21 protein-coding genes are annotated in these 24,025 nt (G+C 71.2%); 7 read left to right on the forward strand and 14 right to left on the reverse strand.

Going from position 1 to position 24,025, the window contains the following annotated elements; genetic code table 11:
- Positions 1-28: 28 nt before the first annotated feature.
- From IF54_RS0108020 to IF54_RS0108030, 3 genes are all read right to left on the reverse strand, one after another.
- A complete protein-coding gene (locus IF54_RS0108020; protein WP_030315983.1) occupies positions 29-601 on the reverse strand; it encodes a GNAT family N-acetyltransferase in 573 nt (190 codons plus the stop codon).
- A complete protein-coding gene (locus IF54_RS0108025; RefSeq protein WP_030315984.1) occupies positions 579-2,822 on the reverse strand; it encodes an MMPL family transporter in 2,244 nt (747 codons plus the stop codon). Before IF54_RS0108025 ends, IF54_RS0108020 begins: the two co-directional genes overlap by 23 nt.
- Before the next feature lie 205 nt (positions 2,823-3,027).
- Complete coding sequence (locus IF54_RS0108030) at positions 3,028-3,345, reverse strand: hypothetical protein (RefSeq protein ID WP_030315986.1); 318 nt, start codon at positions 3,343-3,345, stop codon at positions 3,028-3,030.
- Between the two features lie 139 nt (positions 3,346-3,484).
- Here IF54_RS0108030 and IF54_RS0108035 point away from each other — a divergent pair, with 139 nt between their 5' ends.
- On the forward strand, positions 3,485-4,288 hold the full coding sequence (locus IF54_RS0108035) for an SAM-dependent methyltransferase (protein WP_030315988.1): 804 nt from the start codon (positions 3,485-3,487) through the stop codon (positions 4,286-4,288).
- Between the two features lie 83 nt (positions 4,289-4,371).
- On the opposite strand, the gene gatB is transcribed toward IF54_RS0108035, so the two are convergent.
- The 9 genes from gatB to IF54_RS0108080 form a co-directional block, all read right to left on the reverse strand.
- Positions 4,372-5,886, reverse strand: a complete 1,515-nt coding sequence (gene gatB, locus IF54_RS0108040; protein ID WP_030315990.1) for an Asp-tRNA(Asn)/Glu-tRNA(Gln) amidotransferase subunit GatB — start codon at positions 5,884-5,886, stop codon at positions 4,372-4,374.
- Positions 5,887-5,901: 15 nt separating this feature from the next.
- Entirely contained in the window at positions 5,902-6,141 is a 240-nt protein-coding gene (locus tag IF54_RS0108045; protein WP_020139935.1) for a hypothetical protein, read from the reverse strand.
- Positions 6,138-7,640, reverse strand: a complete 1,503-nt coding sequence (gatA, locus tag IF54_RS0108050; RefSeq protein ID WP_030315992.1) for an Asp-tRNA(Asn)/Glu-tRNA(Gln) amidotransferase subunit GatA — start codon at positions 7,638-7,640, stop codon at positions 6,138-6,140. Before gatA ends, IF54_RS0108045 begins: the two co-directional genes overlap by 4 nt.
- 5 nt (positions 7,641-7,645) lie before the next feature.
- Positions 7,646-7,942: an Asp-tRNA(Asn)/Glu-tRNA(Gln) amidotransferase subunit GatC gene (gene gatC, locus IF54_RS0108055; RefSeq protein ID WP_007384860.1), complete on the reverse strand. Its 297-nt coding sequence runs from the start codon at positions 7,940-7,942 to the stop codon at positions 7,646-7,648.
- Between the two features lie 169 nt (positions 7,943-8,111).
- Positions 8,112-10,346 carry a putative bifunctional diguanylate cyclase/phosphodiesterase gene (locus tag IF54_RS0108060; RefSeq protein WP_030315995.1) on the reverse strand — a complete coding sequence of 745 codons (2,235 nt, stop codon included), beginning with the start codon at positions 10,344-10,346 and terminating at the stop codon, positions 8,112-8,114.
- A 272-nt stretch (positions 10,347-10,618) separates the two neighbouring features.
- Positions 10,619-12,811, reverse strand: coding sequence for an NAD-dependent DNA ligase LigA (gene ligA / locus IF54_RS0108065; RefSeq protein WP_030315997.1), 2,193 nt, complete (start codon positions 12,809-12,811; stop codon positions 10,619-10,621).
- A gap of 15 nt (positions 12,812-12,826) precedes the next feature.
- Entirely contained in the window at positions 12,827-13,828 is a 1,002-nt protein-coding gene (locus tag IF54_RS0108070; protein WP_030316000.1) for a methionine synthase, read from the reverse strand.
- A 163-nt stretch (positions 13,829-13,991) separates the two neighbouring features.
- On the reverse strand, positions 13,992-14,681 hold the full coding sequence (locus IF54_RS0108075) for an SDR family oxidoreductase (RefSeq protein WP_030316002.1): 690 nt from the start codon (positions 14,679-14,681) through the stop codon (positions 13,992-13,994).
- A gap of 23 nt (positions 14,682-14,704) precedes the next feature.
- Positions 14,705-15,244 (reverse strand): TIGR00730 family Rossman fold protein, encoded by a 540-nt coding sequence (locus IF54_RS0108080; protein WP_030316004.1) that lies wholly within the window; start codon positions 15,242-15,244, stop codon positions 14,705-14,707.
- A 50-nt stretch (positions 15,245-15,294) separates the two neighbouring features.
- On the opposite strand from IF54_RS0108080, the gene IF54_RS0108085 reads away from it, so the two are divergent.
- The 5 genes from IF54_RS0108085 to IF54_RS0108105 all read left to right on the forward strand — a co-directional run bounded on the left by IF54_RS0108085 (position 15,295) and on the right by IF54_RS0108105 (position 20,882).
- Positions 15,295-15,618: a DUF427 domain-containing protein gene (locus IF54_RS0108085; RefSeq protein ID WP_030316006.1), complete on the forward strand. Its 324-nt coding sequence runs from the start codon at positions 15,295-15,297 to the stop codon at positions 15,616-15,618.
- Positions 15,619-15,655: 37 nt separating this feature from the next.
- A complete protein-coding gene (locus IF54_RS0108090; protein WP_030316008.1) occupies positions 15,656-16,441 on the forward strand; it encodes an alpha/beta fold hydrolase in 786 nt (261 codons plus the stop codon).
- Positions 16,442-16,561: 120 nt separating this feature from the next.
- Positions 16,562-18,223 carry a glycosyltransferase family 2 protein gene (locus IF54_RS0108095; RefSeq protein WP_078851905.1) on the forward strand — a complete coding sequence of 554 codons (1,662 nt, stop codon included), beginning with the start codon at positions 16,562-16,564 and terminating at the stop codon, positions 18,221-18,223.
- Positions 18,220-19,230 carry a glycoside hydrolase family 26 protein gene (locus IF54_RS0108100; RefSeq protein ID WP_030316012.1) on the forward strand — a complete coding sequence of 337 codons (1,011 nt, stop codon included), beginning with the start codon at positions 18,220-18,222 and terminating at the stop codon, positions 19,228-19,230. The genes IF54_RS0108095 and IF54_RS0108100 overlap by 4 nt, the downstream gene beginning before the upstream one ends.
- 11 nt (positions 19,231-19,241) lie before the next feature.
- Positions 19,242-20,882, forward strand: coding sequence for an ArnT family glycosyltransferase (locus tag IF54_RS0108105; protein ID WP_234438932.1), 1,641 nt, complete (start codon positions 19,242-19,244; stop codon positions 20,880-20,882).
- Between the two features lie 16 nt (positions 20,883-20,898).
- Here the strand turns inward: IF54_RS0108105 and mnmA are convergent, their stop codons facing one another.
- Complete coding sequence (gene mnmA, locus IF54_RS0108110; protein WP_030316015.1) at positions 20,899-22,029, reverse strand: tRNA 2-thiouridine(34) synthase MnmA; 1,131 nt, start codon at positions 22,027-22,029, stop codon at positions 20,899-20,901.
- A 59-nt stretch (positions 22,030-22,088) separates the two neighbouring features.
- On the opposite strand from mnmA, the gene IF54_RS0108115 reads away from it, so the two are divergent.
- Positions 22,089-22,760, forward strand: coding sequence for an N-acetylmuramoyl-L-alanine amidase (locus IF54_RS0108115; protein WP_030316017.1), 672 nt, complete (start codon positions 22,089-22,091; stop codon positions 22,758-22,760).
- A gap of 36 nt (positions 22,761-22,796) precedes the next feature.
- Here IF54_RS0108115 and IF54_RS0108120 read toward each other — a convergent pair whose 3' ends face one another.
- On the reverse strand, positions 22,797-23,966 hold the full coding sequence (locus IF54_RS0108120; RefSeq protein WP_030316019.1) for a cysteine desulfurase family protein: 1,170 nt from the start codon (positions 23,964-23,966) through the stop codon (positions 22,797-22,799).
- Between the last annotated feature and the right edge of the window lie 59 nt (positions 23,967-24,025).

The raw sequence follows: 24,025 nt of genomic DNA on the forward strand, positions 1-24,025 counted from the left end.
ACCGTACGGATCCTGTCTGAGAGGTCTCTTAATGATCGCTGTGAGCGGCACGCCCGCGCGCTTCACGCCATTCGGGGGCCAGGATCGACCACACCTCCAGGTCGTGCCGCACGCCACGATAGGGGTAGGCCTCGCGCCGTACACCATCGCGGGTCATGCCCAGGCGCCGGGCGACGTTCAGGCTGGGGGTGTTGGCGGCGGAGGCGACCCACTCGATCCGGTGGATGCCGCGCTGGTCCACGGCGTGGTCGATCAGTGTCCGCGCGGCCCGTGTGACCAGGCCACGCCCCGTGCCGGCGGGCTCCAGCCAGCAGCCGACCTCGGCGTTGCCGTTCTCGGCGTCGAAGTTGAGGAAGAGCACACCGCCCACGAGCCTGCCCTCCAGCCACAGGCCGTGCAGGGAGCCGGTGTCGGCGGCGCGCATGTCGGCATAGCGCTGGAGCACCTCGCGCGCACCCTGTGCGTCGGTGGCCTTGGCGGCGAAGGGGATGTACTGGTTGATGAACTCCCGCCCGCGCTCCAGGTGGGCCAGGAACTCCTCCGCGTGCCAGGGCTCCAGCGGCCGCAGCTCGGCGTCCTCACCCAGGGATATCGCGTACATCCTCGTCCCGCTCCCTCTCCATCCGCTCCACGACGTCCTGTTCGACGACATCGGTGAGCCTCTCATGGGCGGCTCGGCACTCGGGCGGCTCGATGCTGATGCGGGGCATGCGGCGGTCCAGCCAGCCGGGCAGCCACCAGTTGGCGCCGCCGAGCAGGTGCATGAGGGCGGGGACGAGGAGCGTGCGCAGCACGAAGGCGTCGAGGGCGACGGCGGCGGCGAGCGCGATGCCGAACATGGCGATCACGCGGTCGCCGCTGAGCACGAAGGCGAGGAAGACGGAGATCATGATGACCGCGGCGGAGTTGATCACCCGGCTGGTCTCGGCGAGGCCCACACGCACGGCCCGCCGGTTGTCACCGGTCTCCAGCCACTCCTCGTACATCCGGCTGACCAGGAAGACCTGGTAGTCCATGGAGAGCCCGAAGAGGACGGAGACCATGATCACCGGGAGGAAGGGTTCGATGGGTCCTGCGCGCCCGAGTCCGAGCAGCTCGCTCCCCCAGCCCCACTGGAAGATCGCCACGACCACGCCGAAGGCGGCGGCGACCGCGGCCACGTTCATCGCGGCGGCCTTGAGCGGAATGCCGACGGAGCGGAAGGCGAGCAGGAGCAGCAGACAGCCCAGGCCGATGACGACGCCGACGAAGAGGGGCAGCTTGCCGACGATGACGTCCGCGAAGTCGTCGTACGACGCCGTCATCCCGCCGACGTGGATGTCGAGCGTGGTGCCGGTCTCGGCGCGGGGCAGCACCTCGGTGCGCAGCCGTTCGACGAGATCGCTGGTCTGCCGGGACTGCGGGGCGGAGTCGGGGACGATCGTGAAGTAGGCGAGGTCGCCGCCGGTGTCGTAGGTCACCGGGGTGGTGGAGGCGATCCCCTCGGTGGTGCGCAGGGTGGCGTCGAGGTTGTCGAGGAGCAGCTTGTCCTCGGCGCCGTCGACACGGGTCACCAGGGTGAGGGGGCCGTTGACGCCGGGACCGAAGCCGTCGGCCAGGAGGTCGTAGGCCTGCCGGGTGGTGGCGGACTTGGGGCCGTTGCCCTGGTCGGAGGTGCCGAGGCGCAGGCCCAGGGTGGGCAGGGCGAGGACGGTGATGACCAGCAGGGCGATCGCGCCGAGCAGCTTGGGGTGCCGTTCCACGAAGGCGGACCAGCGGTGGGCGAATCCGGTGGGCAGTTCGGGCTCGGGGCCGTGCTCGGCTAGCCGGCGTCGCTCGCGGCGGCTCAGGGCGCGGGTGCCGATGAGGGAGAGCAGGGCGGGCAGCAGGGTGACGGAGGCTGCGACCGTGAGCACCACGGTCAGGGAGGCGGCTATCGCGACGCCGTTGAGGAAGCCGAGCCGCAGGATCAGCATGCCCAGCAGGGCGATGCACACCGTCGCACCCGCGAAGACGACCGCGCGGCCGGTGGTGGTGACGGCGTTCTCGACGGCCTCGGTGACGCTCAGGCCGCGTTTCAGGCCGCGCCGGTGTCTGGTGACGATGAACAGCGCGTAGTCGATGCCGACCCCGAGCCCGATCAGCATGCCGAGCATGGGCGCGAAGTCGGCGACGGTCATGGCGTGCCCGAGGAGCCCGATCCCCGCGTAGGCGGTGCCCACGCCGACCAGGGCGGTGGCGATGGGCAGCAGCGAGGCGGCGAGCGAGCCGAAGGCGAGGAACAGCACCAGGGCGGCCACGAGGACGCCGACGACCTCGGCGACGTGCCCGCCCTTGGACTCGGTGAGGGCGACGGCGCTGCCGCCCAGTTCGACCTGGAGCCCGTCGGCCTCGGCGTCCTTGGCGGTGTCCACCACGGCCTGCGCCTGGGACTTGTCGATGTCCTCGGCGGAGTGGGAGAAGGTGACGCCGGCGTAGGCGGTGTGTCCGTCGGCGCTGATCAGACCGCTGCCCGCGGAGTCGTAGGGGCTGACCACGGAGGCCACCCCGGGCAGGTCCGCGATCTTCTCCAGGGTCGTGGTCATGGTCTGCTCGACGTCGGCGTCCCGGACCGAGCCCGAGTCGACATGCCAGACGACGGTGTCGCTGTCGCCGCCGAGCTGCGGGAAGCCTTCCCGCAGCAGCTGGGTGGCGCGGCCCGACTCGGTGCCCGGGACCTCGTAGTCGTTGGAGTAGGCGGAGCCCGTGACGGCGGCGGCCGCGCTCACTCCGCCGAGGGCGAGGAGCCACAGGAGGACGACGACCAGACGGCGTCGGACACACCAGCGTGCGAGGGCTGCCACGAACGTGCTCCCAGGGGTGGAGATTTGTGGATCTTTGACCGGGAACAGTCGTCCATGTGAGGAACGGCCCGCAAAGAACGCATGAGCAATATATGGACCACTCTCGCAGGCGAAAGTGATCGTTTATTGCGATCGTGCGCTTATTCACAAGAGTGGGAGACAGATCACAGGACAGTAACGGTCACTCTGTCACGCCTGCCCGACCTCAGTCGAACTGGTCGCCCAGTGCCATCACCATCACGCCCGCGATCAGCAGCCACAGCGCTCTGCGGGTGCGCCCGCGGGAGCCCAGCACGGCCGCCAGCGCGCACACCGCAGCGCCCAGGGCGTAGGCGGCCGGGACCAGCGCGGGGGCGGAGCCGCTCAGCCGCAGCGCCGCCGCGGCCAGGCCGGCGAGGGCCAGCAGGGCGCCGGTGCCGGAGGCCGACCAGCGGGCCCGCCGGGCGTCCAGCACCTCGTCGTCGTACTCCTCCTGCATGCCGGACGGTATGCCGGACGGCTCGGAATTCGCAGGACCGTTCATGGCGGGCGAGCGTAGCGTGTCCCTCGGAGAATCCCAGGGCTTGTCCGCCCCCGGCCGAAGCAGGTGCATTGTTTGAGCGTCCGACCGAGCTCCTCCGTATCCCTTTCCGCTTTTCCGGACTCAAGGAGCCCGTTCACCGATGCCAGACATCACCGGGAGGACCTCGGATGAGGACCTTTCCCAGCGACTGACCCATGCTCGCTTCCCCCGCAGCAACAGCTACGACGCCCGCTGGGTCGTCGAGAACCAGATGGGCCCGAACGCGCTGTGGCTGCTGGAGTGGCTCGCGCCCGCTCTGGGCCTGGACACCCTGCGCCCCGGCGCCCGTGTGCTCGACCTGGGCTGCGGCCGGGCCATGACCTCGGTCTTCCTGGCCAGGGAGTACGACGTCCAGGTCACCGCGGCCGACCTGTGGGTCAAGCCCGACGAGAACGCGCAGCGCATCGCCGAGGCCGGTGTGGCCGACCGGGTGCTGCCCGTGTACGCCGAGGCGCACGACCTGCCGTTCGCCGAGGCGAGCTTCGACGCGATCGTGAGCATCGACGCGTACCAGTACTTCGGCACGAACGATCTCTATCTGCCCACGCTGACCCGGCTGTTGAAGCCGGGCGGGAAGATCGGGATCGTCGTACCGGCACTGCGCGAGGAGATCGACGGCGTGGAGCCGCCGGAGCACCTCGCGCAGTGGTGGGAGCCGGACTTCTGGTGCTTCCACACCGCCGACTGGTGGCGCCGCCACTGGACCCGCAGCGGGGCCGTCGAGGTCGAGACGGCCGACTGGCTGGACGACGGCTGGCGGGACTGGCTGTTGTGGGTCGACGTGGTCGCCGAGGAGAGCCCCCAGGAGTTCCACCGCACGATGGCCCGCTGGGTCCGCGACATGGTGCGCGCCGACGAGGGCCGGACGTTCGGTTTCGTACGGCTCGTAGGACGCCGTAAGTAGCCGTACGGCCTCGTCGCAGACGCCGTGAGCAGCCGTACGGCCCCGGAGGACATGTCCTCCGGGGCCGTACTCGGCGCTTGGGCTCAGCCTTCGCCGACGCCCAGCTTCTCCAGGATCAGTTCCTTGACGCGGGCCGCGTCGGCCTGACCGCGGGTGGCCTTCATGACCGCGCCGACCAGGGCGCCGGCCGCGGCGACCTTCCCGGAGCGGATCTTGTCGGCGATGCCCGGGTTGCCGGCGATGGCCTCGTCGACGGCGGTGCCGAGGGCACCCTCGTCGGAGACGACCTTCAGACCGCGCTTGTCGACGACCTCGTCCGGGGTGCCTTCGCCCGCGAGGACGCCTTCGATGACCTGACGGGCCAGCTTGTCGTTCAGGTCGCCCTTCGAGACCAGCTCGGTCACCCGGGCGACCTGCGCCGGGGTGATGGCCAGCTCGTCGAGCGCCTTGCCGGACTCGTTGGCGCTGCGGGCGAGTTCGCCCATCCACCACTTGCGGGCGGAGGCCGCGTCGGCACCGGCGTCGATCGTGGCGACGATCAGGTCCAGGGCACCGGCGTTGAGGATCGCCTGCATGTCCAGGGCAGTGATGCCCCACTCCGCGACCAGGCGGTTGCGGCGCACCAGCGGCAGCTCGGGCAGAGCGGCCCGGATCTCCTCGACCCACGCGCGGGAGGGAGCCACCGGAACGAGGTCCGGCTCGGGGAAGTACCGGTAGTCCTCGGCCTCCTCCTTCACGCGGCCCGAGGTCGTGGACCCCGTGTCCTCGTGGAAGTGCCGGGTCTCCTGGATGATCGTCCCGCCCGAGGACAGGACGGCCGCGTGCCGCTGGATCTCGAAGCGGGCGGCGCGCTCGACGGAACGCAGCGAGTTGACGTTCTTGGTCTCGCTGCGGGTGCCGAACTTCTCGGTGCCGTGCGGGCGCAGCGACAGGTTCACGTCGCAGCGCATCTGGCCCATCTCCATGCGGGCCTCGGAGACGCCGAGCGCCCTGATGACCTCGCGCAGCTCACGGACGTAGGCCCGCGCGACCTCGGGAGCACGCTCGCCCGCGCCCTCGATCGGCTTGGTGACGATCTCGATGAGCGGGATGCCGGCGCGGTTGTAGTCGAGGAGCGAGTGCGAGGCGCCGTGGATACGGCCCGTGGCGCCGCCCACGTGGGTGGACTTGCCGGTGTCCTCCTCCATGTGGGCGCGCTCGATCTCCACACGGAAGGTCTCGCCGTCCTCCAGCTGCACGTCGAGGTAGCCGTTGAAGGCGATCGGCTCGTCGTACTGGGAGGTCTGGAAGTTCTTCGGCATGTCCGGATAGAAGTAGTTCTTCCGGGCGAAGCGGCACCACTCGGCGATCTCGCAGTTCAGCGCGAGACCGATCTTGATCGCCGACTCGACGCCGATCGCGTTGACGACCGGGAGCGCGCCGGGCAGGCCGAGGCAGGTGGGGCAGGTCTGCGTGTTGGCGTCCTGACCGAGCTCGGTCGAACAGCCGCAGAACATCTTGGTCTTGGTGCCGAGTTCGACATGGACCTCGAGGCCCATGACGGGGTCGTACGACGCGAGAGCGTCCTCGTACGACACCAGGTCGGTCGTGGTGGTCACGGTGTAACTTCCCTCTCAGCCCAGCAGGACGTCGTCGTCGCCCAGCCGCTTCAGCTCGCGGTACAGGACGGCGAGGCCGGTGACGACGGCGACGGCGGCCACGGTCGCGTCGACCAGGACCAGCGTGTCGTTCTCGGCGCGCGCCTTCCTGAGCCGCTTGGCGACACCGATGGCGCCGAACGCCGTGGTGGCGATGGACAGGTACGTGCCGGACTTGGACTTCTTGAAGTCCTTCGCCTTGGTCAGCTTGCTCACAGCGACGGTGCCTCCTCCAGGAGCGGGTGGCCCCACCTTTCCACGAAGGCGGCCTCGACGGCGGCGCCGACCTTGTAGAGGCGGTCGTCCTTCAGGGCCGGCGCGATGATCTGGAGGCCGACGGGCAGGTTGTCCTCGGGCGCCAGACCGCAGGGCAGCGACATGGCCGAGTTGCCCGCGAGGTTGGTCGGGATGGTGCACAGGTCGGCCAGGTACATCGCCATCGGGTCGTCGGCGCGCTCGCCGATCGGGAAGGCGGTGGTCGGGGTCGTCGGCGAGACGATCACGTCGACCTGCTCGAAGGCCTTCTCGAAGTCGCGCGTGATGAGCGTGCGGACCTTCTGCGCGGAGCCGTAGTAGGCGTCGTAGTAGCCGCTCGACAGGGCGTACGTGCCGAGCATGATCCGGCGCTTGACCTCGGGGCCGAAGCCCTCCGCGCGGGTCAGCGAGGTGACCTCCTCGGCGGAGTGCGTGCCGTCGTCGCCGGACCGCAGGCCGTAGCGCAGGCCGTCGAAGCGGGCGAGGTTGGAGGAGCACTCGGACGGCGCGATCAGGTAGTACGCGGAGAGCGCCAGGTCGAAGGACGGACAGTCCAGCTCGACGATCTCGGCGCCCAGCTCCTTGAGGAGGGCGACGGACTCGTCGAACCGCTGGATGACACCGGCCTGGTAGCCCTCGCCGCGGAACTGCTTGACGACACCGACGCGCATGCCCTCGACGCTGCCGTTGCGGGCGGCCTCGACGACCGGCGGGACCGGCGCGTCGATCGACGTCGAGTCCAGCGGGTCGTGTCCGGCGATGACCTCGTGGAGCAGGGCCGCGTCCAGGACCGTACGGGCGCAGGGGCCGCCCTGGTCGAGGGAGGAGGAGAAGGCGACCATGCCGTAGCGGGAGACCGCGCCGTAGGTCGGCTTGACGCCGACCGTGCCGGTGACGGCGGCCGGCTGGCGGATGGAGCCGCCGGTGTCGGTGCCGATGGCGAGGGGCGCCATGTGCGCGGCCAGCGCGGCGGAGGAGCCGCCGCCGGAGCCGCCGGGGATCCGGGTGAGGTCCCAGGGGTTGCCGGTCGGGCCGTAGGCGCTGTTCTCCGTCGACGACCCCATGGCGAACTCGTCCATGTTGGTCTTGCCGAGGATGACGACGTCTGCGGCCTTCAGCCGCTTGGTGAGGGTCGCGTCGTACGGCGGGATCCAGCCCTCGAGGATCTTGGAACCGACGGTCGTCGGGATGCCCTCGGTGGTGAAGATGTCCTTCAGCGCGAGGGGCACGCCGGCCAGCGGGCCGAGCTTCTCGCCCCGCTCACGCTTCTCGTCGACGGCACGCGCCTGCGCGAGGGCGCCCTCGCGGTCGACGTGCAGGAAGGCGTGCACCTTCTCGTCGACGGCCTCGATCCGGGCCAGGTGGGCCTCGGCGACCTGCACGGCCGTGAGCTCACCGGAGGCGATCCTCGTGGCGGTCTCGGCGGCGGTCAGCTTGATGATGGTGACGTGGTCCGTCATGGTGATCAGTCCTCCCCCAGGATCTGCGGCACCTTGAAACGCTGCTGCTCCTGGGCCGGGGCGCCGGAGAGCGCCTGCTCGGGGGTGAGCGACGGACGGACCTCGTCCGCCCGCATGACGTTCGTCAGCGGAAGCGGGTGCGAGGTCGGCGGTACGTCTTGGTCGGCGACCTCACTGACGCGTGCGACCGCGCCGATGATGTCGTCCAGCTGTCCCGCGAAGTGCTCGAGCTCTTCGGGCTTCAGCTCCAGACGCGCCAGCCGTGCGAGGTGAGCGACCTCCTCGCGCGTGATGCCAGGCATGCAGCGATCCTCTGGGGTGAGTGTGTGTGGTTTGGGGCCAATCCTAGGGGTCGCGGGGCTCGGGCCGTTAAACGGTTTGCCGGGCCGCGGCCGCCGACGGTGATCGAGCCCCACAAGGGCCACCCGCACCCGACCCCGAAACCCGCACGGGCGGTGCGGGTGGGAACGGCTACTCGGCGGCCGGCAAGGCCGCCCGAGGTCGCTGCCAGCCCCGCGATCCCCGGGCCAGCAGCCACGCCGTCGTCTCCTCCGGCGGCATCGCCGCCGCCACCAGCCAGCCCTGTACGGCGTCGCAGCCCATGTCTCGCAGACGCTCCCAGGTCTCGTCGTCCTCGACGCCCTCGGCCACCACCAGGAGGCCCAGGGAGTGGGCCAGGTCCACCGTGCAGCGGACGATCTCCGCGTCCTCGGTGTCGACGGCCAGCTTGGCCACGAAGGAGCGGTCGATCTTCAGTTCGCTGACGGGCAGGCGGCGCAGGTGGACCAGGGAGGAGTAGCCGGTGCCGAAGTCGTCGAGGGACATCTTGACGCCGTGGCCGGTCAGCGCGGCGAGGGTGTCCCCGGCCCGTGAGGGGTCCTCCAGGAGGACGTGCTCGGTGATCTCCAGTTGGAGCGCTCCCGCGGGGACGCCGTGCCGGGCGAGACGCGCGGCGACCGAGCCGGCGAAGCCGGGGGTGTGGACGTCCCGCGGGGAGACGTTGACGGCGACCGGGACGAACAGGCCCTGCGTCCGCCACTCGGCGACCTGCGCGAGAGCGGTGTCGAGCACGTACTCGGTGAGGTACGGCATCAGCCCGGAGGACTCGGCGATCGCGATGAACTCGTCCGGCGGCACCTTCCCGCGTTCCGGGTGCACCCAGCGCACCAGGGCCTCCAGACCGGCCACCTGTCCGTCGAAGCGGACCTTGGGCTGGTAGTGCAGCTGCACCTCGTGCGCGTCCAGGGCGCGACGCAGATCGCCGAGGAGACCCAGGCGGTCGGGGGTGTTGGAGTCCCGCTTGGACTCGTACACCTCTACGCCCGTGCGGTCCCGCTTGGCCTGGTACATCGCCACGTCCGCCCGCCGGAGCAGGCCCTCGGCGTCCAGAGCGTGGTCGGGGAAGACGGCGACGCCGGCGCTGGCCTCCAGGACGAGGGTGAGTCCGTCGAGGTCGAGCGGGGAGCTGAGGGCGGCGACCAGGGTGCGGGCGACGCGGGTCGCGGAGGTGGTGGAGTCGGCGACCGGCAGTAAGACGGCGAACTCGTCGCCGCCGAGCCGGGCCGCCTCCGCCCCGCGCGGCAGGGCGATCCTCAGCCGTTCGGCGATCTGGAGGAGCAGCCGGTCACCGGCGAGGTGGCCCAGGGTGTCGTTGACCGAGCGGAAGCGGTCCAGGTCGATGACCATCAGGGCGGACCGGGCGCCGATGCGTTCGGCGTCGTCCAGGGCGCTCCAGATGCGCTCCAGGAGCCACTGCCGGTTGGGCAGTCCGGTCAGCGGGTCGCGCAGCTGTTCCTCGGCGCGGGCCCGGGCCATCCAGAGCGTGGAGTCGAGGGCGATCAGCGGGATCGCGAACAGCGGGAGCAGCAGGGGCTTCGCGGCGGCGACCACGCAGACCAGCGGGGCGATGCCGAGCAGCGCGACCGCGACCAGGCCCTGTCTGACCAGGGCGGTGCGGGCCATGGTGGGCAGTCCCGCGTGGCGTGCGGAGTGCAGGTACCAGCCGAGCGCCCGGGTGACCGCGAGGTAGGCGGCCGCGACGAGCATCACCTCGGGGCCGGTGTAGAACGTCCAGCTGTCCGGGTTCCACGGGGTCTCGACGGACGGGGACTGGCCGAACACGGCGAGGACGAGGGCGCCGGTGGCTATGCCGAGGATGTCCACCGCGCCGTGCAGGATGCCCTGCCGCCAGCGGTGGCGCCTGGCTATGCCGACCAGCAGGACGACGGTGAGACTGACCATTCCGGCGGCCACCCAGCCGTACAGCAGCAGGACGGCGAGGGTGAGGGCGGCGCCCGAGCCGGTGCCGCCCCACCAGCGGGCCCGGCCGAGGGCGACCAGATGGCCGACGATGACGCCGGTGAGGACGGCCAGGGCCCAGCCGACGGTGCCGGACGGGAAGAGGGCGTGGCTGCCGGTGAAGGCCCGGTAGAAGCCCGCGCCCAGGACGAATCCGGCGGCCGCGACAACCGCTGTGGGCAGTGCGGGCCAGGACAGCTGCCGGTCGGGGTCGGAGTCCGGCATCCCGGGCGCGCGCTCGGCGGTGAGCTGTGCGGCACCGGGGCCGTCGGCCGCGGTGTACGGTCCGGTGGCACGCCCCTCCGCGCCCGGACGCTCCGAAGGCCGCCCGGACCAGCGGCTCGCCCGCCATGCGCCGCTGAGCCGGCGCAGCCGCGAGTCCGGGGCGGCGCTCTCGGTCGGTTCCATTCCCGTCCCTCTCACTGCCGGCGGTGCCCACGCCACGCGGCTCGTTCGCCCGACAACACTCTCGACGGCGCCGCGTTGGAAAACCCTTTCCCCTGCTCATGAGGAGCAGGGGAATGCCCCGACCGCAGCTGGGCACGGCAGGCGCACATCTCAACAGTAGGCCGCAGAAGGCTTCCACGGGCAGCGGTCGTCGACGGTTGCCCGAATGCGCCCCGGCCACCCGTATGCATCTGGTATGCGCCGATCGGGTGGCCTTCAACCGCCGCCGCTCGCTACTCCTCCGTGGGAAGGGCCACCTCGGCAGCCGCTTCGGGGCCCTGCTCCAGGAGGACGTCGAAGCCGTCCTCGTTCAGAACCGGCACCTTGAGTTGCATCGCCTTGTCATATTTCGACCCGGGATTGTCACCCACGACGACAAAAGATGTCTTCTTCGAAACCGAACCGGTCACTTTCGCCCCTCGGGTCTGTAGGGCCTCCTTGGCCCCGTCCCGGGTGAAGCGCTCCAGGGTGCCGGTGACCACGACGGTGAGCCCTTCGAGGGGACGCGGACCCTCGTCCTCCCCGGAGCCCTCCTCCTCCATGCGGACGCCCGCGGCCTTCCACTTGCGCAGGATCTCCTGGTGCCAGTCCTCCGCGAACCACTCCTTGAGGGACTTCGCGATGATCGAGCCGACGCCGTCGGTGGCCGCCAGCTCCTCCTCGCTCGCCTGCTCGATGCGGTCGATGGAGCGGAAGTTGCGAGCGAGGGCCTCGGCGGCGACCGGGCCGACATGGCGGATCGACAGACCGGTGAGGACCCGGGCGAGCGGGCGCTCCTTGGCGGCCGCGATGTTCTCCAGCATGGCCACCGCGTTCTTCTTCGGCTCGCCCTGCTGGTTGGCGAAGACGGTGGCGACCTTCTCCTCGCCGGTCTTCGGGTCGCGCTTGGGCAGCCCGCTGTCCTGGTCGCGGACGTACGCCTTGATGGGCAGCAGCTGCTCGATGGTGAGGTCGAACAGGTCGCCCTCGTCGGCAAGCGGCGGGTCCGAGGGCTCCAGCGGCTTGGTGAGCGCGGCGGCGGCGACGTACCCGAAGTGCTCGATGTCCAGCGACTTGCGGCCCGCGAGATAGAACAGGCGCTCACGCAGCTGGGCGGGGCAGGTGCGGGCGTTGGGGCAGCGCAGGTCGACGTCGCCCTCCTTCATGGGCCGCAGCGCCGTACCGCACTCCGGGCACTCGCTCGGCATCACGAACTCGCGCTCGCTGCCGTCGCGCAGGTCCACGACCGGGCCGAGGATCTCCGGGATGACGTCACCGGCCTTGCGCAGCACCACGGTGTCGCCGATCAGGACGCCCTTGAGCTTGACGACGTCCTGGTTGTGCAGGGTTGCGAACTCGACCTCCGAGCCGGCCACCGTCACCGGCTCCACCTGCGCGTACGGCGTGACCCGGCCCGTACGGCCCACACCCACGCGGATGTTGATCAGCTTGGTGTTGACCTCCTCCGGCGCGTACTTGTACGCGATCGCCCAGCGCGGGGCACGGGAGGTGGAGCCGAGCCTGCCCTGGAGCGGGATCTCGTCGAGCTTGACGACGGCCCCGTCGATCTCGTGCTCCACGGAGTGGCGGTTCTCGCCGAAGTACGCGATGAACTCCCGCACGCCGTCGAGGCCGTCGACCACCTTGTTGTGCTTGGCGGTGGGCAGGCCCCAGGACTTGAGGAGGTCGTAGCCCTGGGAGAGCCGGGTCATGCCGTCGAAGCCCTCCAGGGCACCGATGCCGTGCACGACCATGTGGAGGGGGCGGGTGGCGGTGACGCGCGGGTCCTTCTGGCGCAGCGAACCGGCCGCCGCGTTGCGCGGGTTGGCGAAGGGCTTGTCGCCGGCCTCGACCAGACGGGCGTTGAGCTCCTCGAACTTCTCCATCGGGAAGTAGACCTCGCCGCGGATCTCCACGAGGTCGGGCACCGTGTCCCCGGTGAGGCGGTCCGGGATCTCGGCGATCGTCCGGACGTTGGGGGTGATGTCCTCGCCGGTGCGGCCGTCGCCGCGGGTGGCCGCGCGGGTCAGCCTGCCGTGCTCGTAGGTGAGGTTCACGGCGAGGCCGTCGACCTTGAGCTCGCACAGCAGGTGGTAGCCGGTGGTGCCGACGTCCTTGGCGACCCGGTCGGCCCAGGCCGCGAGCTCCTCGTCACTGAACGCGTTGTCCAGGGAGAGCATGCGGGAGCGGTGCTGGACCGCCGTGAACTCCGTCGCGTACGCCCCCGCGACCTTCTGGGTCGGGGAGTCCGGGGTGCGCAGCTCGGGATACTCCTCCTCCAGGGCTTCGAGGGAACGCAGCAGCTTGTCGAAGTCGGCGTCGCTGATGACCGGCGCGTCGTTCACGTAGTACCGGAAGCGGTGCTCCTCGATCTGCTCAGCGAGCTGCGCGTGCTTCTCCCGTGCCTCGGCGGGCACCGTCGTCTCCGCTTGCTTGTCGCCGGCCACCGTGTTGTCCTCCCGTTACTCAGGGTTGTCCGCGAGGGATCTCGCCGCCTGGGCGCAGTGGGCGAGAGCCTTGCGCGCGTACCCCGGGGAGGCCCCCGCGAGTCCGCACGACGGAGTGACCGTGACCGCGTCCGCGAGCAGTCCCGGATGCAGCCCCAGCCTGCGCCACAGCGTCCTGACACCCATGACGCTACCGGCAGGGTCTGACAATGCCGTGTCCGTGCCGGGCACGACACCGGCGAAGAGCCTGGTCCCCCCTTCCACCGCCTCACCGATCACGTCGTCGTCACGCTCGGTGAGGAGCGAGAAGTCGAAGGAGACCGCCGCCGCGCCCGCCCTGCGCAGCAGGGCGAAGGGGACGTCCGGTGCGCACGAGTGGACCACGACCGGCCCGTCCGCGTGAACCCCGACGACGTCCCGGAGCGTGGCCTCCACCACCTGCCGGTCGACGGCGCGATGCGTGCGGTATCCGCTGGCGGACCTGACCTGGCCGCGCAGCACGGCGATGAGGGACGGCTCGTCGAGCTGGAGGACGAGCTGCGCGCCGGGGACCCTCCTGCGGACCTCCTCCAGGTGCAGCCGCAACCCCTCCGCGAGCGAGGCGGCGAGGTCCCGGCAGGCGCCGGGGTCGGAGAGGGCGACCTCGCCGTTCCTGAGCTCCAGGGCGGCGGCGAGCGTCCAGGGGCCGACGGCCTGGACCTTCAGCTGCCCCTCGTAGCCCTGGGTGAACTCCTCCAGCGCGTCCAGGTCCTCCCCCAGCCAGGACCGCGCCCGCTTGGTGTCCCGGCCCGGCCGGTCCCCGATCCGCCAACCGCTGGGCTCCACGCGCGCGTACAGCTCGACGAGCATCCCGGCGGTCCGGCCGATCATGTCGGCACCTGGGCCGCGGGCAGGCAGCTCGGGCAGGAACGGGAAGTCCTCGAAGGAGCCGGTGGCGGTCCTGGCCGCCTCCCGGGCGTCGCCGCCGGGGAGGGAGCCGACGCCGGTGGCGGGGGCGAAGGAGAAGTCTGCGGTCACGGAGGAAGCCTACGTAGGTGACCGGGGCTGATTGATCTCAGCGGCTCCTCAGCGCCTCCTCAGCGCCTCCTCAGCGCCCCTCCGCGGCCCGGACGCACCGACCAGCAGCCCGGATGCACCGCTCAGCGACCCGGCCGCACCGTTCAACAGCCCGGACGCGCGTTCAACGGCCCGGACGCACCGTCAGGTCGTTGATCTCGGCGTCCCTCGGCAAGTCGATCGCCGTCAGGATCGTCGTCGCGACCGACTCGGGGTCGATCCAGCGGGCGGCGTCGTACTCCTTGCCCTCCTGCTGGTGCACCTTGGCCTGCATGGGGCTCGCGGTGCGGCCCGGGTAGACCGAGGTGACCCGGACGCCGTTGCCGTGCTCCTCGTGGCGCAGGGAGTCCGCGAGGGCCTTCAGACCGTGCTTGGAGGCCGCGTAGGCGGACCAGTCGGCGTGCGCGTTCAGGCCCGCACCGGAGTTCACGAACAGCACATGGCCCCGGACCGCCCGGAGTTGGGGCAGGAAGTGGCGGGTCAGCTCGGCCGGGGAGATCAGGTTGACGTTCAGCTGGTGGCGCCAGGTCTTGGGGGTCAGGTCGCCCACCGGGCCCAGGTCGACCACGCCCGCGATGTGCAGCAGGGAGTCCACCCGGTCGGGCAGCGACTGGTGCGAGAAGGCCCAGCTCAGCTTGTCCGGGTCGGCCAGGTCACCGACCAGCGTGCGCGCCCCCGGGAACTGGGCGGCCAGCTCCTTCGCACGGCCCGCGTCGCGCGCGTGCAGCACGAGGTCGTCCCCGCGCGCGTGCAGACGGCGGGCCACCGCCGCACCGATGCCGGAGCCCGCTCCGGTGATCACATGTGTAGCCATGCCGCCATGCTCGCATCACGCCGTCACGGGGTGCCGAGCGACTCCTCCAGGTACGCCAGCGCCCCCACCGGCTCCTCCGCGAAGAACACCAGGTCGGTCAGCGGACGGGGCAGGAACCCCTCGTCGTCCATCCGCCGGAACTGCTCCTTCAGGCCGTCGTAGAAGCCCGCGGTGTTGAGCAGCACGACCGGCTTCTCGGTGTGCCCGTGCTTCTTCAGCTCCAGGATCTCGGTCGCCTCGTCGAGCGTGCCGGTGCCACCCACCATGATCACCACGGCGTCGGCCTTCTCCAGGAGCAGCTTCTTGCGCTCGGCGAGGTCCTCGGCGATCACCATCTCGTCGACGCCGGGGCGGACCGTGGCCGCCAGGAACCGGACCGAGACCCCGACGAGCCGCCCGCCCGCCTCCTGCACCCCGTCCGCGACCACCTTCATCAGGCCCACGTCGGAGCCGCCCCACACCAGCGTGTGCCCGCCCTTGCCCAGCAGCTTCGCGAACTCCCGCGCGGGGCGCGTGTAACGGTCGTCGAGGTCGGCGGCGGAGAGGAAGACGCAGATTCGCATGCGGCCACCGTACGCGGGAAGAACCGGCGGCTCCCGAGCGCTGTTCGGGTATGGCCGAAGGACACACGATCACCATCGAGCAAGCCGACCAGCACGTGCGCGTGGTGCACGGCGACCAGGTCCTCGCGGAGAGCGCGCGCCCGCTGATCCTCAGGGAGACGGGCTGTCCCGCGCGGTACTACCTCCCCGCGGAGGACGTACGCCTGGACCTGCTGACCCCCTCCGACACGCACACCTACTGTCCCTTCAAGGGCACCGCGTCCTACTGGTCGCTGCCGGACGCCCCCGACCTGGTGTGGTCCTATCCCGAACCGAATCCCGCCGTGGCCGAGATCAAGGACCATCTCTGCTTCTACGAAGTCGACGTGTCCTGACCGATGATTTCCGTGCCGTGCGGCAGTCTGCACAGGCATGGACAAGAAGACCCTCTCGCGCGACGGCACCCCGATCGCGTACGAACGCACCGGGCAGGGCCCGGCGGTCATCCTCGTCAGCGGCGCGATGTCGACGGGCGGCACGGTCGCGCCGCTGGCCGTGCCGCTGTCGGAGCGGTACGAGGTGCTGGTGTACGACCGCCGGGGACGCGGGGCGAGCGGTGACACGGCCCCTTACGAGGTGGCCCGTGAGGTGGAGGACCTCGCCGCGCTGATCGAGGAGGCGGGCGGCGAGGCCAGCCTGTGCGGCATCTCGTCCGGCGGTGCACTGGTGCTGGAGGCCGCGGCGAGCGGACTGCCGGTGCGCCGGGTCGCCGTGTACGAGACACCGTTCGCGGACTTCCTCGAGGGCGGCGAACGGCAGAACGCCGAGTACACCGAGCACCTCACCGCGGCACTCGCCGAGGGCCGGCGCGGGGACGCCGTGGAACTGTTCCTGCGGCTCACCGGCATGGGCGAGGAGATGATCCAGGGGGCCCGCAACTCCCCCATGTGGCCCGGCATGGAGTCGGTCGCCCCGACCCTCGCCTACGACAACGCGGTCATGGCCGGCGGCCTGGTCCCCCGGGACCGGCTGGCCTCGGTCACGGTCCCGGTGCTGGCCGTGGCGGGCGGGGCGAGCCCCGCGTGGATGCGCGAGGGCACCCGGGCGGTCGCGGAAGCGGCCCCGGACGGCTCGTACCGCGTCCTGGAGGGCCAGACCCACATGGTCGACCCGAGCGCCCTGGCACCGGTCCTGGCGGAGTTCTTCTCGACCACCTGAGGACGAAGCTTGAGCAACCCACGACCGAACCTCACTCATTAGTCACATAAGATTCACCATTAACTCGCGCTTTCGCGGCGAGCCTCCTTCGCATTCCGGCTCGCTTGTGGAGCACGACCCATGAACACCCCGCATGCCCTGCCCGACGGCGGCCGACCCACGGTGCCGCCGCCCCGCCGCCGCCGGGCCGAACCCCGCAAGGCCGTTTCCGGCCACAGCCACCCCGGGCTGCTGCCCGCGCCTCCCGACGACCGGGAGAAGGTCTCCTACGTCCGACGGCACACCTGGGTGCTGACGTACTCGTCGCTCGTCGGCTTCGTCTGCCTGGTGATCAGCCAGGTGCGGGCGGCGGCGACGAGCGCCTGGATCTGGGCGTACATCCCGCTCCTGGTGCTGTCCATGGTCAGCTATCTGATCTCGTTCCGGCTGGACGCCTTCGCCCCGAGCTTCGATCTGCGCGGGCACCGGCGGCTGGTCAAGGGGTGGCAGCCGCAGCGGTACCCGGACGTGGACGTCTTCCTGCCGGTGTGCGGCGAGCCCATCGAGGTGCTGCACAACACCTGGCAGCATGTGCGCACCCTGGGCGAGCACTACCCGGGGCGGGTCACACCGATCGTGCTGGACGACTCCGACGACCCGGAGATCGGCGCGATGGCCGCCGACTTCGGCTTCCGGTACCTGGTGCGGCCCAACCGCGGCTGGATGAAGAAGGCCGGCAACCTGCGCCACGGCTTCGAGCGGTCCTCGGGCGACTTCATCCTCATCCTGGACGCCGACTTCGCCCCGCGCGCCGATCTGCTGCACGAGCTGCTGCCGTACATGGACCGCGATCCGCGCACCGCGATCGTCCAGTCCCCGCAGTTCTTCCGCGTCCTGGACCAGCAGAACTGGATCGAGCGCGGCGCGGCGGCCGTGCAGGAGCTGTTCTACCGCAGCGTCCAGGTCTCCCGGCAGCAGAGCGACGGCTCGATCTGTGTGGGCAGTTGCGCGGTCTACCGGCGCAGCGCGCTCGCGGAGATCGGCGGCACCAGCCTGGTCGAGCACTCCGAGGACATGTACACCGGGTTCGAACTGCGGGCCCTGGGCTGGGACCTGACGTACGTGCCGGTCGCGCTGTCCACCGGCGTGTGCCCGGACACCGTGGGCGCCTTCTACAGCCAGCAGTACCGCTGGTGCATGGCCTCGCTGGCGATGCTGGGCAGCAAGGACTTCTGGCGGACCAGGATGCGGTTCGCGAGCCGCTTGTGCTACCTGTCCGGTTTCATCTACTACGTCGAGACCGGCCTGCTGACCTTCAGCGGCCCGCTCATCGCGCTCACGATCATGCTGGCGGCCCCCGAGCAGCTGAAGCTCGCGAACATCGGCCTGGTGGTGCCCAGCGTGCTCTACCTGACCGTGATCTACCCGATCTGGCACCGGAATCCGTACCGCCTGGAGGCGTGGGCCACCCGGGTCCTGTACGGCTGGGCGCACGCCTTCGCCATCTGGGACACGGTCCGCCGCCGGCCCATGGGCTGGACACCGACCGGCGCGGGCGGCGCCAAGGGCAGCAAGACGCGCCGCCTGTGGATCGCCATGTGGGCCTGGAGCGCGACGAGCGCGGTGGCCTGGATCGCGGTCGCGGTCTGGCGGATGAGCACCTCGCTCAACCCGTCGGACTACGCCCTGATGCTCGCCTCGGGGCTCTTCTACGGCGTCGCGGTCGCCCGTGCCCTCATCCAGCCGCACGCCGAGGAGGCCGCACCCGCGCAGCCACCGCTCGCCGAGGAGGCCGCCGTATGACCCGGACCCACCGCCGTACGACCCGGCCCCGCCTCCTGCTGCTCACGCTCGTCGGCTCTCTGCTCGCCACGCTCGGGGCCTGTGCGCCACCCGCGCCCCAGGTCTCCTCGGCGGCCGCGAAGGCCCAGGTGGCGTCACCGAGCGCCGAAGCGCCGTACGACATACGTCCGCTGCTCAGGCCCGACCGCAAGTACCTCGGGGTCGCTTTCAACGGCTCGCCCCGCGCGACCGCTCCCGTCACGGCCTTCACCGAGAAGGCGGGCAAGCGGCCCGACCTGCGCGAGTACTACGCCAAGTGGGGCGACCCGTTCCAGGCGGACGTCAACCGTGCCGTGTGGGACGACGGCCAGCTGCCCTTCCTGGTGTGGGAGCCCTTCTCGCACACGGCCGCGCAGATCGCCGACGGCGAGCAGGACACCTACATCCGGGAGTTCGCGGACGCCGTGCGCGACTACAACCGGCCGCTCGCGCTGAGCTTCGGGCACGAGATGAACGGCGGCTGGTACCCCTGGGGCAGCAAGAAGACCGGCGCCGCCGACTTCGCGCGCGCGTGGCGGCACATCCACGACCTGTTCACCGACGAGGGCGCGGCGGACGTCATCTGGGTGTGGAGCCCGAACGTGATCAACCCCGTCCCGGACGTGCGGCTCAAGCCGTACTACCCGGGGGACGCGTACGTCGACTGGATCGGTGTCGTCGGCTACTACGCGCTCAGCGGCCCGACGACCTTCGACACCCTCTTCGGGCCCACACTGACGGAGATCCGCCGCTTCAGCCGCAAGCCGTTCCTGATCGCGGAGACCGGCGTGCAGGCCGGGGAGCGCAAACCCGCCCAGATCGCCGACCTGTTCGCAGGGGTACGCGCGCGTGCCGACATGCTGGGCCTGGTCTGGTTCAACCTCAAGAAGGAGGCCGACTGGCGCATCGACAGCGGCCCGTTGTCGCTCGCCGCGTTCAAGAAGGCGGCCGCGGACGACTCCTTCGGCATCGACGTCCGGAAGCCGTAGGGGGCCCGTAGATGGAGCACAACGACTCCACCATGCAGATATCCGTGGCCCACCTGAAGAAGCGGTCCCGGGTCGCCGAGACGATGCAGCTGAGGGTGCTCAAGCCGGGCCCGTCCGGCTACACCCTCAGCCCCGTCCCGGACTCCGGCTGGTCGGCCGCCCCCAGCTCACGCCGGATCTGGGTCAGCCGGCTCGTCCTGCTCGCCCTGCTGGTGATCCAGGCCGGCCTGTCGCTGCGGTTGCAGAACACCGCCTTCGAGGACGAGGCCCTGTACCTCTTCGCCGGCCACGCGGAGATCGCCCATCTGCTGCACGGCACCCCGCTCTACGGCGCCTTCGACAGCTACTTCTCCGGCGCGCCCGTCCTCTACCCGGTCCTCGCCGCCGCCGTCGACTCGGTGTTCGGGCTGGCCGGCGCCCGCGCCCTGAGCCTGGCCTGCATGCTGGGCTGCACCACGCTGCTGTACGCGATGACGCGCCGCCTCTTCAACGAGCGGGCGGGACTGTGCGCCGCCGGTGTCTTCGCCGTGGCCCAGTCCACCGCCTTCATGGGCAACTTCGCGACCTACGACGCCCTCGCCCTGTTCCTGCTGGCGCTGGCCGCCTGGATCGTCGTCCGCACCGCGGACTCGCACCCGCTGCTGACCCTGCTCGCCGCGCCGGTCGCCGCGCTCGCCGTGGCGGTCAAGTACGCCTCGGCCCTGTACCTGCCGACGGTGGTGCTGCTCGGGGTGCTGACCGTCTACCAACGGCGCGGTCTGCCCAGGGCGCTCGGGCGCGGTGTGCTGCTCACGGTGGCCACCGTGGCGCTGCTGGGCGCGGGACTGTACGCCTCCGGGTACCTGACGGCGATCCAGTCCACCACGACGGCCCGTGCGGCCGGTACGACGCCCTCCTGGACCATCGTGAAGGACTCGGCCCGCTGGGGCGGCCTGGCGGTCGCCGTGGCCCTCGTGGGGGCCTTCAGCTACGTCCGCAGCGGCCGCATGAGCGAGATGCCCGGCTGGCGCGGGGCGCTGCCGGGCGCCCGCTGGCGGGCCGCTCTCGGCCTTGCCCTGGTCGGCACGGCCCTGCTCGCGCCCGCCTACCAGCTGCATCTGCACACCGAGGTCTCGCTGCACAAGCACATCGGCTACGGGCTGTTCTTCGCGGCGCCCCTCGCCGGGGTAGGCGTCACCCGCCTCATGGGCGCGCACTTCAAGTACCCGCAGTGGGCGATCTTCCTGGGCGTGGTGCTGCTCTCCAGCGGGATGTCGCAGGCCTACGACAACTTCCACGCGTGGCCCGACTCCAGGAGCCTCGTGGCCACGCTGCGGCCCTACATGAACGCGCACGGCACCTACCTCGCCGACACCTACGAGGTGCCCGTCTACGCGCTGGGCAAGGACACCTCGTACCGGCAGTGGAACTCGACGTACACCATCGACTACACGAACCGCTCCGGGCGGCACCTGACGGGGGCGGCCGGCTTCAGGGCGGCCGTCGCCGACCGGCACTTCACCCTCGTCGTGCTCGACCGGGGCAACCCGACGGGCGAGAGCACCACGGTCCGCGAGGCGCTCCTGCACTCGACCGGCTACCGCCTCATCGGAACGGTGCCCTACGCCACGGCATGGGGCACCAGCCGGTTCGAGCTGTGGGCGCCGTCGTAGGGCCCCGCGGGACTCCTCAGGCGACCGGAGCCGTCGTCTTCGCGCGCGTGGTCGTCGCGATGGTCGCCGAGCCCACCACGCGGGTGTCGTCGTACAGGACGATCGCCTGGCCGGGGGCCACCCCGCGGACCGGATCGGTGAACGAGACCTCCAGACGGCCGTCGACCAGCTCGGCGGTGACCTCGGTCTCGCCGCCGTGGGCGCGGAGCTGGGCCGTGTAGGTGCCGGGGCCGGCCGGGGCGGTGCCGCACCAGCGGGGCCTGATCGCGGTCAGGGCGGTGACGTCCAGGGCCGCGGCCGGGCCGACCGTGACCGTGTTGTTCACCGGCGAGATGTCGAGGACGTAGCGCGGCTTGCCGTCGGCGGCAGGGGTGCCGATCCGCAGCCCCTTGCGCTGGCCGATGGTGAAGCCGTACGCGCCCTCGTGGGTACCGATCTTCGCGCCGGACTCGTCGACGATGTCGCCCTCGGCCTTGCCCAGCCGATTCGCGAGGAACCCCTGGGTGTCGCCGTCGGCGATGAAGCAGATGTCGTGCGAGTCGGGCTTCTTGGCGACCGCGAGGCCCCGGCGCTCGGCCTCGGCACGGATCTCGTCCTTGGTGGTGACGGTGTCGCCGAGCGGGAACAGGGCGTGCGCCAGCTGCTTCTCGTCCAGGACGCCGAGGACGTAGGACTGGTCCTTCGCCATGTCCGAGGCGCGGTGCAGCTCGCGCGAGCCGTCCGCGAGCGTGACCACCTTCGCGTAGTGGCCGGTGCACACCGCGTCGAAGCCCAGCGCCAGCGCCTTGTCGAGCAGCGCGGCGAACTTGATCTTCTCGTTGCAGCGCAGGCAGGGGTTGGGGGTGCGGCCGGCCTCGTACTCGGCGACGAAGTCCTCGACGACGTCCTCGCGGAAGCGGTCGGCGAGGTCCCAGACGTAGAACGGGATGCCGATGACGTCGGCCGCGCGGCGGGCGTCACGGGAGTCCTCGATGGTGCAACAGCCCCGCGCGCCCGTGCGGAAGGACTGCGGGTTCGCGGAGAGCGCGAGGTGGACGCCGGTCACGTCATGGCCGGCCTCGGCGGCACGGGCGGCGGCGACGGCGGAGTCCACTCCTCCGGACATGGCGGCGAGAACGCGAAGGGGGCGCTGCGTGGTGTCAGTCATAACCCTTCAAGAGTACGGGGCGCGGGAACCGGGGCCGCCGGGTATGCGTTGACGATCACATGGGGGCGACAGAGGGTTCCAGGGACACCGACCGGCGCATCGGGCGCCGGGCGCTGCTCCTCGGCGGGACGGCGGCCGCGGTGGGCTCGGCCGTGCTGGCCCGGGACGAGCTGGCGCGGCTGTGGTGGCGGACGCCGGGGGTGGAGAAGCCGCGGGTCGAGGGCGCGGTGGACTTCCGGGGCGCGCGCTGGGTGGCGGCCTCCGACGCGAACTGGCGGCGCGCGGACCGGCCCGACGACTACGGCATAGACCTGGTGGTCGTCCATGTCACCCAGGGCAGCTTCGCGAGCGCGGTGAAGGCGTTCCAGGACCCGGGCCACCGCGCGGCCGCGCACTACATCGTCGGCAAGGACGGCCGGATCACCCAGATGATCCGCGAGCTGGACGTGGCGTACCACGCGGGCAACCGCTCCTACAACGAACGCAGTGTGGGCATCGAGCACGAGGGCTTCGTGGACCGGCCCGAGGACTTCACGGACGCGATGTACGCGGCCTCGGCGCGGCTCACCGCCGGGATATGCGCGCGCTACGGCATACCCGTCGACCGGGAGCACATCATCGGGCACGTGGAGGTCCCGGGGACGGACCACACCGATCCGGGCAGGCACTGGGACTGGGACCGGTACATGAAGCTGGTGCGGCAGGCCGGGCGGCCTCTCACGCGGGCCTGAACCCCCGGTTCCCGCGGGCGCCCCGGCGCGGGAGCGTCAGGTGAGCCCTGCCGCGCGGGCGCGTTCCACGGCGGGGCCGATGGCCTTGGCGACCGCCTCGACGTCCGTCTCGGTGGAGGTGTGGCCGAGGGAGAAGCGCAGGGTGCCGCGGGCCAGGTCGGGGTCGGTGCCGGTGGCCAGCAGGACGTGGCTGGGCTGGGCGACACCGGCGGTGCAGGCGGAGCCGGTGGAGCACTCGATGCCCTGGGCGTCCAGGAGGAGGAGCAGGGAGTCGCCCTCGCAGCCGGGGAAGGTGAAGTGGGCGTTGGCCGGAAGTCGGCCCCCTGGCTCCGGGTCGCCGCCGAGGATGGCGTCCGGGACCGCCGTACGGACCGCTTCGACCAGGGCGTCGCGCAGGGCGCCGATCTCCGCGGCGAACCACTCGCGCTGTTCGGCGGCGAGGCGGCCGGCCACCGCGAAGGAGGCGATGGCGGGGACGTCGAGGGTGCCGGAGCGGACGTGGCGTTCCTGGCCGCCGCCGTGCAGGACGGGGACGGGGGTCCACTCGCGGCCGAGGACCAGGGCTCCGATGCCGTACGGGCCGCCGATCTTGTGCGCGGAGACGGTCATCGCGGCGAGGCCGGAGGCGGCGAAGTCGACGGGCACCTGACCGAAGGCCTGGACCGCGTCGGCGTGCAGCGGGACACCGGACTCCGCGGCGACCTCGGCGAGTTCGCGGACCGGCAGCACGGTGCCGATCTCGTTGTTGGCCCACATGACCGTGGCCAGGGCGACATCGCCGGGGTTCCGGTCGATGGCCGCGCGCAGGGCGTCGGGGTGGACCCGGCCGTGCTTGTCGACGGGGAGGTACTCGACGGTGGCGCCCTCGTGCTCGGCCAGCCAGTGGACGGCGTCGAGGACGGCGTGGTGTTCGACGGGGCTGGCGAGGACCCGCGTCCTTGCGGGGTCCGCGTCGCGCCGGGACCAGTACAGGCCCTTCACGGCGAGGTTGTCGGCCTCCGTCCCGCCGGAGGTGAAGACGATCTCGCTGGGGCGGGCACCGAGCGCCTCCGCGAGGGTCTCGCGGGATTCCTCGACCGTGCGCCGGGCCTTGCGGCCGGATGCGTGGAGGGAAGAGGCGTTGCCGGTGACGCCGAGGTGGGCGCTGAGCGCCTCGACCGCCTCGGGAAGCATCGGCGTGGTCGCGGCGTGGTCGAGGTATGCCATGGTGACGCCGATTCTACGGGGCGCGGGTGAGCAGCCTCAGTCCAGGACCGGCCGGTGCC

The sequence above is a fragment of the Streptomyces sp. NRRL B-3229 genome (assembly GCF_000719505.1).
GTDB lineage: Bacteria > Actinomycetota > Actinomycetes > Streptomycetales > Streptomycetaceae > Streptomyces > Streptomyces griseorubiginosus.